This window comes from Williamsia sp. R60 (assembly GCF_054063855.1).
On record NZ_JBSSGR010000004.1, the window covers coordinates 361,387 to 374,046 of the forward strand.

At 66.2% G+C, this 12,660-nt stretch carries 10 protein-coding genes; 7 read left to right on the forward strand and 3 right to left on the reverse strand.

All coding sequences use genetic code 11. From position 1 onward, the window contains the following. Positions 1-8 precede the first annotated feature (8 nt). The 3 genes from ACVWY6_RS20655 to ACVWY6_RS20665 all read left to right on the forward strand — a co-directional run bounded on the left by ACVWY6_RS20655 (position 9) and on the right by ACVWY6_RS20665 (position 4,806). Complete coding sequence (locus ACVWY6_RS20655; RefSeq protein WP_457540621.1) at positions 9-1,715, forward strand: ABC transporter substrate-binding protein; 1,707 nt, start codon at positions 9-11, stop codon at positions 1,713-1,715. Between the two features lie 79 nt (positions 1,716-1,794). Further along, on the forward strand, positions 1,795-2,376 hold the full coding sequence (locus ACVWY6_RS20660) for an adenine phosphoribosyltransferase (RefSeq protein ID WP_457540623.1): 582 nt from the start codon (positions 1,795-1,797) through the stop codon (positions 2,374-2,376). Between the two features lie 66 nt (positions 2,377-2,442). Next, positions 2,443-4,806, forward strand: coding sequence for a RelA/SpoT family protein (locus ACVWY6_RS20665; protein WP_062797972.1), 2,364 nt, complete (start codon positions 2,443-2,445; stop codon positions 4,804-4,806). 45 nt (positions 4,807-4,851) lie between these two features. Here the strand turns inward: ACVWY6_RS20665 and ACVWY6_RS20670 are convergent, their stop codons facing one another. Further along, complete coding sequence (locus ACVWY6_RS20670) at positions 4,852-5,802, reverse strand: peptidylprolyl isomerase (RefSeq protein WP_023959514.1); 951 nt, start codon at positions 5,800-5,802, stop codon at positions 4,852-4,854. A gap of 200 nt (positions 5,803-6,002) precedes the next feature. Between ACVWY6_RS20670 and ACVWY6_RS20675 the strand changes: the two genes are divergently transcribed. Genes ACVWY6_RS20675 through ACVWY6_RS20685 form a run of 3 tightly spaced genes read left to right on the forward strand, consistent with a single transcriptional unit; the run spans position 6,003 to position 8,175 of the window. After that, positions 6,003-6,728, forward strand: a complete 726-nt coding sequence (locus tag ACVWY6_RS20675; protein WP_062798574.1) for an MBL fold metallo-hydrolase — start codon at positions 6,003-6,005, stop codon at positions 6,726-6,728. After that, on the forward strand, positions 6,725-7,999 hold the full coding sequence (gene hisS, locus ACVWY6_RS20680) for a histidine--tRNA ligase (RefSeq protein WP_457540627.1): 1,275 nt from the start codon (positions 6,725-6,727) through the stop codon (positions 7,997-7,999). The genes ACVWY6_RS20675 and hisS overlap by 4 nt, the downstream gene beginning before the upstream one ends. Continuing rightward, a complete protein-coding gene (locus ACVWY6_RS20685) occupies positions 7,996-8,175 on the forward strand; it encodes a hypothetical protein (RefSeq protein ID WP_457540628.1) in 180 nt (59 codons plus the stop codon). Before hisS ends, ACVWY6_RS20685 begins: the two co-directional genes overlap by 4 nt. 66 nt (positions 8,176-8,241) lie before the next feature. On the opposite strand, the gene ACVWY6_RS20690 is transcribed toward ACVWY6_RS20685, so the two are convergent. Together ACVWY6_RS20690 and ypfJ are read right to left on the reverse strand one after the other, a co-directional pair. Beyond that, a complete protein-coding gene (locus tag ACVWY6_RS20690; RefSeq protein WP_457540630.1) occupies positions 8,242-9,903 on the reverse strand; it encodes a DUF885 domain-containing protein in 1,662 nt (553 codons plus the stop codon). Continuing rightward, a complete protein-coding gene (gene ypfJ, locus ACVWY6_RS20695) occupies positions 9,873-10,733 on the reverse strand; it encodes a KPN_02809 family neutral zinc metallopeptidase (protein ID WP_031332566.1) in 861 nt (286 codons plus the stop codon). The genes ACVWY6_RS20690 and ypfJ overlap by 31 nt, the downstream gene beginning before the upstream one ends. Before the next feature lie 116 nt (positions 10,734-10,849). Between ypfJ and aspS the strand changes: the two genes are divergently transcribed. Further along, positions 10,850-12,658, forward strand: coding sequence for an aspartate--tRNA ligase (aspS, locus tag ACVWY6_RS20700; protein ID WP_457540633.1), 1,809 nt, complete (start codon positions 10,850-10,852; stop codon positions 12,656-12,658). Positions 12,659-12,660 lie beyond the last annotated feature (2 nt).

A 12,660-nucleotide genomic window follows, 5' to 3' on the forward strand; every position in this document is an offset into this window, starting at 1 on the left:
GTGCGGTGATGAGATCCCGCGCACTGCTTGCCGCATCGCTGGCGATGGTGTGTGGGACGGCAGTGGTCGCGGGTTGCTCAGAAGACGCCGAATTCTCGGTGAACTACCTGATCGACGGTGCGGTGACCACATACAACACCGAGACGTTGAACGGTGGCATCGGCGGGGGGCAGATGGCTCTGGCGCGGGTGCTGCCCGGATTCAGCTACCTCGGGCCCGACGGGCGCGTCATCGCGGACACCGACATCGGAACCGCGACACCACAGCCGGTCGACCCTTCCCGTCTGACGGTGAACTACCAGATCAATCCCCGGGCCGTGTATTCCGACGGGGTACCGCTGACCTGCGATGCGATGACGTTGGCGTGGGCTGCCCACAGCGGGCGTTTCTCCGGATTCGAACCCGTCACCACCGCGGGCTATCGCGACATCGAACGCGTCGAGTGCACCCCCGGCGCCAAGACGGCGACCGTCACCTTCCGGCCCGGCCGCGCCTATCGCGACTGGAAGGGGCTGTTCGGGGCGGGGACGCTGATCCCTCCTCAGTTGGTTGCCCGTGCCTCGGGGGTGCCGGATGTTGTCGGACCCATAAGCCGAGGCGACCGCCGCGTCCTGGGACAGATGGCGCGGATCTGGAACACGGGTCTGTCGATGACACCCGGCGAATTCGAATCCGCAGACTTCCCTGCACTGGGCCCCTATCGGGTGCAGGACTACACCCGAGACGGCGGACTGGTGCTGTCTGCCAACGACCGATGGTGGGGCCAACCCGCCGGTGAACAACAGCTGACGCTGTGGCCGCGGTCCACTGCGATGAGCGACGATTTCGCGGACGGCAAAGGTGACTCGAAGGTCGACGTGCTCGACATCGGGGCCGGAACCTACAGTGCCGTCGACCCGGCGCCGCGCGAACAGTCCAGCACCACCGCGGCGCCACCTCCGGGGCCGATGCCACCGGCCTCGCTGGGGGTCGAGCGGATCGTCATGGCTGGTCGCGGTGTGTTCGCCACGTCGGCCGCGCGTCGCGCGTTCGCCGCGTGCGTACCCCGTGACGGTCTCGCCCGTGAGTTCGGCCGCGGGGCCCCCATCGCCAACAACCATCTGCTCGGGCCCGGTGATCTCCTCACGGGTGCACTCGATGCCGAGTTCGGTCGCGACTACCTGCGGGCCGACCCCGAGCGTGCCGCACGGGAAGCGCGCGAGTCAGGGGCAGGCGCTGCCATGACCGTCCGCATCGGTTATCTGGGACCGGACATGCGCAGAGGTCAGATGGTGGCCGCCATCACGGCCAGCTGCCAGCGTGCCGGCATCACCGTGGTCGACGCCGCCTCCGACACCATCGGTCCGGCGAGTCTCGGCACCGAGGTGGATGCCTTGATCACCGCTTCCGGTAACGGATTCGCCGCCACGGGCGCCGCCGATCCCATCCGGGATTCCTACGCCTTCCATCGAAGCGATCCGAGCAACATCGGCAGGTACTCGAACGCGAGGGTCTCGGCCCTGATCGACCAGCTCGCGGTGACGGTTCGGCCCGCGGGTCAACTCCCTCTCCTCCGCGAGATCGAGTTGTTGCTGTGGCAGGACATGCCGGCTCTCCCGTTGTTCGTCGAGCCGCGAACGCGGCTTTCGGGAGACAATGTGGACAACGTGGTGCCCGGGAACGCTCGCGTCGGTACGGGATGGAACATTGATCGCTGGATGCTGTCGGACACCTGACCCGCGTTCTACAGACCACGCAGGCCCACTGGCGCACGACGTCGAACGGTGGTAATCGAACAGATGAGGACTTGAGAAGATGGACAGCCCCACCACCCAGACCGGCCGCGAGGCGCACACCGCTCGCGAGGCCTCGTCGGCAATCGAGCGGCTCACTCGCAAGGTGGCCGATTTTCCGTCGCCGGGAGTCCAGTTCAAAGATCTGTCACCCGTGCTGGCCGATCCGGTCGGGCTTCGTGCGGTGATCTCCGGACTCGCCGACTGCGACGCCGGTCAGATCGATCTGGTGGCGGGAATCGACGCGCGGGGATTTCTGTTGGGTTCGGGTGTGGCACTCGAGCTCGGCACCGGAGTGCTGGCGGTCCGCAAGGCCGGAAAGCTGCCCCCGCCGGTGCTGATGCAGGAGTACACCCTCGAGTACGGATCCGCCTGCTTGGAGATCCCGGCCGACGGCCTCGACCTCACGGGGATGCGGGTACTGATCGTCGACGACGTGCTCGCGACCGGAGGAACGGTCATCGCCGCGATCAAGCTGCTGCGCCAAGCCGGGGCGATACCGGTCGCGGTGGCCGTGGTGATGGAACTCGGCGCACTCGGTGGCCGGGCGGCAATCAGCCAGGCCGTCGGTGACATCGGGCTGTCTGCCCTGGCTCCGGGCTGAGGTCTAGGGTTGATGGACATGATCTGACTGGTAGTTTTCGATCCTTCACATCACAGGAGGTGACCGATGGCCGAAGAGACGCCTGGTGCTCTGACGCAGGCCCCGACCGGCGACAGCGTCGCCCCCGTGGCACCCCCGGCTGCGGACGTCGCCCCGGTCAAAGGGTCGAACGGTGCTGTCTCGACATCGGCCTCTCGCCGTGTCAGGGCTCGCCTGGCCCGACGGATGACCGCGACCAAGAGTTCGATCCGGCCGGTGCTCGAGCCCCTCGTCGCCCTTCACCGCGACGGCTACCCCAAAGCCGACGTCACCGTTCTCCAACGCGCCTATGACACCGCGGAGGCCAAGCACAGCGGGCAGTTCCGCAAGTCCGGCGACCCGTACATCACGCACCCGCTCGCGGTGGCCACCATCCTCGCCGACCTCGGAATGGACACCACCACGCTGGTGGCGGCGCTACTGCACGACACCGTCGAGGACACGGGATACTCGCTGGAACAGCTGTCCGAGGACTTCGGGCAAGAGGTCGCCCACCTCGTCGACGGTGTGACCAAACTCGACAAGGTCGCTCTCGGCAACGCCGCCGAGGCCGAGACCATACGCAAGATGATCATCGCGATGGCCCGTGATCCGCGGGTCCTGGTGATCAAGGTCGCGGACCGCCTCCACAACATGCGCACCATGCGCTTCCTGCCACCGGAGAAGCAGGCGCGCAAAGCCCGCGAGACCCTGGAAGTCATTGCCCCGCTTGCTCATCGACTGGGCATGGCGACCGTCAAGTGGGAACTTGAAGATCTCGCCTTCGCCATCCTGCATCCCAAACGTTACGAGGAGATCGTCCGTCTCGTCGCCGACCGGGCGCCCTCCAGAGACACCTACCTGGCCAGGGTTCGTGCCGACATCATCAACGCGCTCACCGGATCTCGCATCACGGCGACCGTAGAGGGCCGGCCCAAGCACTACTGGTCGATCTATCAGAAGATGATCGTCAAGGGGCGCGAGTTCGACGACATCCACGACCTCGTGGGTATGCGCATCCTGTGCGACGACCTGCGGGACTGCTATGCCGCTGTGGGCGTGGTGCATTCACTCTGGCAACCGATGGCCGGCCGCTTCAAGGACTACATCGCCCAACCTCGTTTCGGGGTGTACCAGTCGCTGCACACCACCGTGATCGGTCCCGAGGGCAAACCCCTCGAGGTGCAGATCCGCACCCGCGACATGCACCGCACGGCGGAGTTCGGGATCGCGGCCCACTGGCGATACAAGGAGACGAAGGGCAAGCACAGTTCCGACTCCGCCGAGATCGACGACATGGCGTGGATGCGGCAGTTGCTCGATTGGCAGAGAGAGGCTGCCGATCCCGGCGAGTTCCTCGAGTCGCTGCGGTACGACCTCGCAGTCAAGGAGATCTTCGTCTTCACACCCAAGGGCGACGTGATCACCCTTCCCACCGGATCGACGCCGGTGGACTTCGCCTACGCGGTCCACACCGAGGTCGGCCACCGCTGTATCGGGGCGCGGGTCAACGGTCGACTCGTCGCGCTCGAACGCACGCTCGAGAACGGGGAAGTCGTAGAGGTCTTCACCTCGAAAGCCGCCACCGCGGGGCCATCGCGGGACTGGCAGTCGTTTGTGGTCAGTCCGCGCGCCAAGGCGAAGATCCGGCAGTGGTTCGCCAAGGAACGCCGGGAGGAAGCTCTCGAATCCGGCAAAGATGCCATCGCCAAAGAGGTTCGGCGAGGCGGACTTCCGATTCAGAGGCTGCTGAACAGCGATTCCATGGGCGCGATTGCCCATGAGCTGCGTTTCACGGATGTGTCGGCGCTCTACGCCGCTGTCGGTGAGGGACATGTCTCCGCGCGCCACGTGGTCAGTCGTCTGGTGGCCCAGCTCGGTGGACTAGAAGACGCCGAAGAAGAGCTCGCCGAACGGTCCACCCCGTCGACGATGCCGTCCCCGGCCCGTCAGACGGGTGATGCCGGTGTGGTGGTCCCCGGCGCGGACGGCGTCCTGGCCAAGCTGGCGAAGTGCTGCACTCCCGTTCCGGGCGACGAGATCATGGGATTCGTGACCCGCGGTGGGGGAGTGAGCGTGCATCGCACCGATTGCACCAACGCCGGAGCACTGCGCGAGCAGTCCGAACGGATCATCGAGGTCAAATGGGCGCCGTCACCGTCGTCGGTGTTCCTCGTCGCCATCCAGGTCGAGGCCCTCGACCGGTCGCGTCTGCTGTCGGACGTCACCCGCGTCCTCGCAGACGAGCGCGTGAACATCTTGTCGGCGTCGGTGACCACATCACGTGATCGAGTGGCCATCAGCAAGTTCACCTTCGAGATGGGCGACCCGAAGCATCTCGGCCACGTCCTCAACGTGGTCCGCAATGTCGAAGGTGTCTACGACGTCTACCGGGTCACCTCGGCCGCGTAGTCGAACCCTGGTCGCTCACCGGGGTCGAGACGGCCGAGGTGGCTCTCAGCTTCCGATCGTGGCGGTGGTGATGTCCACCGGGAGAACGGGTTTGCCGTCTGACGGGTTCTCGTCGAGCGACCCGGTGGACTGGTTCGGACGCAAGCCGGGCACGATGCCGCCTGCGAGCACCTTGTCCAGCACCTGCAGGCCGGGCTCTTCGACCTTGCCGATCACGGTGTAATCGGCAGGCAGTACGCCATCCTGGATCACCATGAAGAACTGACTTCCGCCAGTTCCCGCGCCGGTTTCCTGGTTGGTGCCGCTGTTGGCCACCGCGATGGTGCCGCGGGGATACGTCACCGGTTGCGCTCCGGTGGTCGGGTCGGCTTCGCCGGCCGGCGCGAATCCCGTCGGCAATTCGTCAGGACTCTGCCAGCCGGGCCCGCCGCGACCGGTGGCGGTGGGGTCTCCGCACTGGAGCACCTTGAGTTGATCGCTGGTCAGCCGGTGGCAGGAGGTGTCGTTGAAGTAGTTCTCTTTGATGAGGCTCTCGAACGCGCCGACGTTGCAGGGGGCGTCCTTTCGGTTCAGCTGAACCGGGATTGCGCCCTGGCTGGTGTCGAATACGACGTCGACCGAGCCTTCTTTGAGTTGCTTGTCGCCGGGCATGGGCGCTTTACGCTGTTTGGCGGCACCGGCTTTGAGCTCACCGAGGAACTGCTGGAACTTGGGCTGCTGGTCAGCCGGGACCTCTGCCGGCACGGTGTCCGGCAGGCCTTCGAACGGGTCGGCGGTGTCCTCGACGTAGCTGCACGCGGTCCAGCGGGCCTTCTCGTTGTCGTCGGCGACCTTTTTCACGATGAGCGTGGTGGCCACCGCGGCGACCGCAACGACCAGTACCACGGACGTCGAGACGATGATGATCTTGCGCTTGCGCGCGGCCTGCTGCTGCCGCTCCAACCGCCGCTCCAGCTTGCGTTTCGCCGCCTGCCGTCGTTGCTCGTTGCTCGACACCGCAGAGATCCTCCGTATAAATTGTCCGTCTCGCTGCACCCCGGGCGCGGGGCATCCGGTGCGAGTCTGCCAGCAAATGCTGAGAGCACGTTATATGGGTGCGGCGTTGGCGCGCCGACTTCGGCACGTGGCCGGGGCGATCACGTTTTGCCGTGCTGGGATGATGAAGGAACACCTTCCCCGACCCAGGAGTGCAGACCATGCTGATCACGGGCTTCCCCGCGGGCATGTTCGCCACCAACTGCTATGTGGTGGCGCCCGCCCCCGGTAGCGAGGCGATCATCATCGACCCAGGTCAGGACTCCGCTCCAGGAGTGCGCAAACTACTGGCCGAGCATTCACTGACCCCGGTGGCAGTGCTGCTGACCCACGGGCACCTCGATCACACCTGGAACGCCACCGAGTTGTGCGACGAATACGCCATCCCGGCATTCATCCATCCGGCTGACAGACACATGCTCGCCGACCCGGCGGCCGGAATCGGACGGGCACTCGGAGCGATGATCGGCGACACCGTCTTTCGAGAGCCGGAGAAGGTGATCGATCTCGTCGATCGCGAAGATCTGGACGTCGCGGGGTTGTCCTTCTCGGTGGATCTGGCGCCGGGTCACACGCAGGGTTCGGTGCTGTTCGGTATCGACGTGGACACCCCGGAGGGGACTGTTCCGGTCTGCTTCGCGGGCGACGTGCTGTTTGCCGGTTCCATCGGCCGCACGGACCTGCCGGGCGGCGACCACCAACAACTGCTCGATTCCATCGCCGACCGGATGCTGGGGTTGCCGGACGAGACGTTGGTACTGCCAGGGCACGGCGAGCAGACGACCATCGGTCGCGAACGTGCCGGCAATCCATTTTTGGCTGATCTGTCCCACCCCGGGCAGGATGGACCGGCCACCAACCGATCGAAGGGACGTCACGGACTGTGAATGCCGGATTCCAGGCGCCGCGGGGCGTACCAGACTACGTTCCGCCGTCATCGGCCCAGTTCGTCGCCGTCCGCGACGCATTGACCAGGGCGGCGCGACTGGCCGGATACTCACACATAGAGCTGCCGATCTTCGAGGACACCGCGTTGTTCGCCCGGGGCGTCGGAGAATCCACCGACGTGGTCTCGAAGGAGATGTATACGTTCGCCGATCGTGGTGACCGGTCGGTGACATTGCGTCCGGAAGGAACCGCGGGCGTGATGCGGGCCGTGATCCAGCACGGCCTCGATCGGGGTCAACTCCCTGTCAAGCTGTCCTACGCAGGGCCGTTCTTCCGTTACGAAAAGCCTCAGACGGGCCGGTACCGCCAGTTGCAGCAGGTGGGTGTCGAGGCGATCGGAATCGACGACCCGGCACTCGACGCGGAGGTCATCGCGATCGCCGACGAGGGCTTCCGCGCCCTGGGGCTGAAGGGCTTTCGACTCGAGATCACCTCGCTCGGCGATGACACCTGCCGGCCTCAGTATCGGGAAGCCTTGCAGCAGTTCCTCTTCGGACTCGATCTGGACGAAGAGACGCGGCGCCGAGCAGAGATCAACCCGTTGCGGGTGCTCGACGACAAGAGGCCGCACATCCGTGAGGCGACGGCTGGTGCACCTTTGATGATCGATTACCTGTCGGACTCGGCTCGGGAACACTTCGATGCGGTGATCGGGCACCTGGACCGCCTCGGCGTGGCGTATGAGAAGAACCCGAGGCTGGTCCGCGGCCTGGACTACTACACGAAGACCACCTTCGAGTTCGTTCACGACGGGCTCGGTGCACAGTCGGGCATCGGTGGCGGCGGTCGCTACGACGGCTTGATGAAGCAGTTGGGCGGCAAGCAGGAGCTGTCCGGTATCGGTTACGGGCTCGGCGTGGACCGCACCGTTCTGGCGTTGGAGGCCGAAGGGATCGCCGCGGCAACGGACGCGCGGTGCGAGGTGTTCGGGGTGCCACTCGGTGACGCCGCCAAAGATGCGCTCGTCGAGGTTGCCGGTCGGCTCCGGGCGGCCGGGGTCAGGGTCGACATCGCCTACGGCGGTCGCGGACTCAAGGGAGCGATGAAGGCGGCTGACCGATCGGGCGCGCGATTCGCACTGGTTCTCGGCGAGAACGAACTGGCTTCCGGTGAGGTCGAGCTCAAGGACCTGAGCAACGGGAACCAGCAGCGCCTGGCGCTCGATGCTGTTGTGCAGCAACTGACTTCGCAGCTGGCCGCAGGCCGATGAGCCGCCGGGTCCGGCTCTGGTGTGCGGCGGGGCTGACCGCACTGGTCATGACCGGGTCGGTTGCCTGCACCTTCACGGTGAGCGGTGACCCCGAACCGGCACCGTTCACCGGACGCACATGGGGGGGCCAGGCCCACACCCCGAGTCTGCCGGTCGCCGAGAACCCGCCCGAGTAACCCGCCTAGCGGGCAATCCGAGCGGCGGAAGGTCGCGGTCGGTGGCGGCCGGCGCCCGATCGGTGGTCAGGTCAGTTCGGACCGCAGGACATCAAGACTGACCCCGCCGAGCGCCAGCGCCTTGCGGTGGAAGTCCTTGAGTGAGCCGCCCGGGTTGAGGTGCAAGTAGTTGTCGCGGGCCTGCTGCCACACCCGTTGCCCGAGCGCGTACGACGGCGCCTGGCCGGGCCAGCCGAGGTAACGGTCCAATTCGAACCGGAGTACGGTGCGGTCCATCGCGACGGCCGAGGTGAGGAACGTCCACGCCTTGTCGGCATCCCATGTCCCTCCACCCACCGACTCCGGTGCGGTGAGCCCGCAGTGCACCCCGATGTCCACGACAACCCGGGCGGCGCGAAGTCGCTGCGAGTCGAGCATCCCCATCCGGTCACCCGGATCCTCGAGCCAGCCGAGTTCCCCCATCAGTCGTTCTGCGTAGAGGGCCCAACCCTCACCATGACCGGAGGTGAACGACGCCAGTTTGCGCCACCGGTTGAGGTCGGGGCTGACCATCGCCGAACCGAGCTGCAGGTGATGTCCTGGGACGCCCTCGTGGAAGACGGTGGTGGTCTCCTGCCACGTGTGAAAGATCTTCTGCTGCGGCGGAACCGACCACCACATGCGCCCCGGCCTGCTGAGGTCTTCGCTCGGTGTCGTGTAGTAGATGATCCCGGTGGCCGCCGGTGCCAGGCGACATTCCAGTGCGGTGAGATCGGCAGGGATGTCGAAGTGTTCGCGGCCCACCTCGGCGGTGGCCCGGTCCGACAGCTCCTGCATCCAGGCGACGAACGCATCCCGATCGGTCATCTGGTACCGCGGATCGCCGTTGAGGGCCTCGAGTGCACCGTTCACACCAGCTCCCGGCGCGATCACCTCGGCCAGCGTCTGTTGTTCGGCAACAATGGAATCGAGCAGGTCCACGCCCCACGCGTACGCGTCGTCGACGTCGATGTCGGCACCGACGAACTCCGCTGAGTGCAGGCGGTAGCGGTCGCGGCCCACGCCATCGGCATCGGTGGTGCGGGGCAGCACGTCGTCGCGTAGGACGGCCGCCAGCCGCGTCATCACTGCACCCACTCGTCCGCGCAGGTCGTCGAGCAGTTCGACGCGGTCTGTGGACTCGATCGCCGTCGCATTGCTGAAGATCGACGCGGTGGCGGTATCGGCCTGAGCCGCAACCAATTCGACCTGCCGTCTGGTCAGGGCAGGTCCGGATGACAGGCGGGCCCGGATCCCTTCGATGATGGTCTCCACGCAGCTCGGGACCTGATCCAGCCGGGCCAAGAACACGTCCTGGTCGGCGGGGGAGTCGGTGGCCATCAAGTCGAAGACGTCGCGGACCGCCTGCAACGGCGATTCGATGACGTTCACCTCACCGGTCCGCAGTCCGGCATCGTCGACGGCCAGCGACCGGCTCAACTGGTCGGTCATGGTCGCCACGGTCACCCGGTCGACATCGTCGGCGAGTGCCTCGGCCGCGAGTGCCGCGATGGTGTCCCGCCTGGCGATGGCCCGCTCTTCCTCACCGGCAGGCGAGAAGTCGGTGAGCCGGTGATCGTGGCCGACGACGCCGATATGCGTGGCCTCGATGGGATTGAGTGCGCACGACCGTTCCAGGAATCCCTCCGCGATCCGGTCGATCCCGGTGGCCTCCCGGGTCACAGGCTGCCCGCCGCGAAGGTGTCGCATGCCGCGGCGTCGCCGCGGTCATATCCCACGTTGAACCATCGCACCCGCTGGTCCGATGAACCGTGTGTCCACCCCTCCGGATTGGAACTGTCGCCCGAGATGGCGTCGTCTCCGATGGCCTTCGCTGTCTGGATCACGTCGGAGATCTGCTGCTGGGTGAGCGGCGCCAGCATCGCGTCCGGACCCTTGTCTGCGTTGAACGCCCACACGCCGGCCAGGCAGTCGGCCTGCAGCTCGATCCGCACCGATCCCGACGTCGGGCCGGCGGCCCCCATGCGCTGACCCTTCTCCAGAGCGCCGGTGAGGTACTCGATGTGGTGGCCGTACTCATGGGCGACCACGTATTCCTGTGCCAGCGGGCCGTCGCTGCCGCCGAGCTGATCGCTCAGCACGTCAAAGAAGGTTGGGTCGAAATAGGCGGTCTGATCACCCGGGCAGTAGAAGGGTCCGACGTCGGAGGTGGCCGGCCCGCAAGCGGTGTCGACGCTGCCGGAGAAGATCTTCGTCTGCGGCGGCTCGTATCCCGGCATGATGTTGCTCCACACGCGGTCGAGACTGTTGGTGGTCGCAACGATTCGACACACCGTGTCGACGTTGGCCTTCTCGATGGTGCAGCTCTGGATGTGCTCGTCGATCGCCGACTGCTGCGAGGAGGTACTCGAACCGGTCTCGTCACCACCGAGGCCGATCGCGTTCGGATCGATCCCGAGCAGAGCGGCCACGACGATGACGATCAGTCCCGCGCCGCCACCGAGGGCCAGCCGGCCACGACCTCCGCCGCCGCCGGAGACGTTGCCTGTGTCGAGTGGACCGCCACCTTGGAAAGTCATTCGCCAAGCATGGCACGAGCAGGTGCGTTCTCTCTCGAATGCGGCGCCCGTAGGATGTTGCACGATACAAAACCCTTCAGCCACCGAAGTGTTTGACCGCAATCGAGAGGAACACTGTGCTGCGCACCCATTTCGCCGGATCGTTACGGGCCGAGAACGCCGGACAGACCGTGACGTTGACCGGTTGGGTGGCGCGACGACGCGACCATGGCGGGGTCATCTTCATCGATCTGCGCGACAGCTCCGGGCTCGCACAGGTGGTCTTCCGTGACGAGGCGGTGGCCACGCCGGCGCACCGGCTCCGCGCAGAATATTGCGTGCAGGTCACCGGACTCGTCGAGCAGCGACCCGAGGGCAGTGAGAACCCGAACCTGGAGTCGGGCGCGATCGAGATCAATGCCACCGAACTCGTTGTGCTCAACGAATCCGCGCCCCTGCCGTTCCAACTCGACGAGAGCCCCGGCGAGGAAGCGCGTCTGAAGTACCGGTATCTGGACCTCCGCCGTGAAGGCCCGGGCGCAGCCCTGCGGCTCCGGTCGAAGGTGAACAACGCCGCGCGTACTGTCCTGCTCGATCAGGACTTCGTGGAGATCGAGACCCCGACGCTGACCCGATCCACACCCGAAGGCGCCCGCGACTTCCTGGTGCCGGCACGGTTGCAGCCCGGCACCTTCTATGCGCTGCCGCAGAGTCCCCAGCTCTTCAAGCAGCTGCTGATGGTCGCCGGGATGGAACGGTACTTCCAGATCGCCCGCTGCTACCGCGACGAGGATTTCCGCGCCGACCGCCAGCCCGAGTTCACCCAGCTCGACGTCGAGATGAGCTTCGTCGAGCAGGACGACGTGATCGCCGTGGCAGAACAGATCCTCGTCGCGCTGTGGAAGCTGATCGGTTATGACCTCCCGACGCCGATCCCGCGGATCACCTACGCCGAGGCGATGCGCCGGTTCGGCAGCGACAAACCGGACCTGCGATTCGGACTCGAGCTGGTGGAGTGCACCGACTACTTCAAGGACACTCCGTTCCGGGTGTTCCAGGCTCCCTACGTTGGTGCCGTTGTCATGCCGGGTGGCGCAAGCCAGCCACGCCGACAACTCGACGCCTGGCAGGAGTGGGCGAAGCAGCGCGGCGCCAAAGGGTTGGCGTATGTGCTTGTCCAAGAAGACGGTTCGCTCGGTGGGCCGGTGGCCAAGAACCTGTCCGAGGACGAGCGGGCCGGTCTGGTCGCCCACGTCGGCGCGACCCCCGGTGACTGTGTGTTCTTCGCCGCCGGGCCCGCCAAAGCACAGCGTGCCCTACTCGGTGCAGCGCGCGGCGAGATCGCCCAACGTCTCGGCCTGATCAAGGACGGCGACTGGGCGTTCACGTGGGTGGTGGACGCGCCACTGTTCGAGCCGGCCGACGATGCCACCGCCAGCGGTGACGTGGCCGTCGGCTCGGGCGCATGGACCGCTGTGCACCACGCCTTCACCTCTCCGAAGCCCGAATCGCTCGGGGTGCTCGAATCCGACCCCGGATCCGCGTTGGCGTACGCCTACGACATCGTCTGCAACGGCAACGAGATCGGTGGCGGATCGATACGTATCCACCGGCGCGAGGTCCAGGAACTCGTCTTCAAGATCATGGGCATCGGTGCCGAGGAAGCGCAGGAGAAGTTCGGATTCCTGCTGGACGCCTTCGCATACGGAGCCCCGCCCCACGGCGGCATCGCTTTCGGATGGGACCGGATCACGGCGCTGCTCGCCGGGCAACCGTCGATCCGCGACGTCATCGCGTTCCCGAAGTCCGGGGGAGGCATCGATCCGCTCACCGACGCGCCCGCCGCGATCACGCCGGCCCAACGCAAGGAGTCGGGAATCGACGCGAACCCTCCGGCGCCCAAGGACAAACAGGCCGTGAAGTCACCGACACCCGCCGAGTCCTGAAC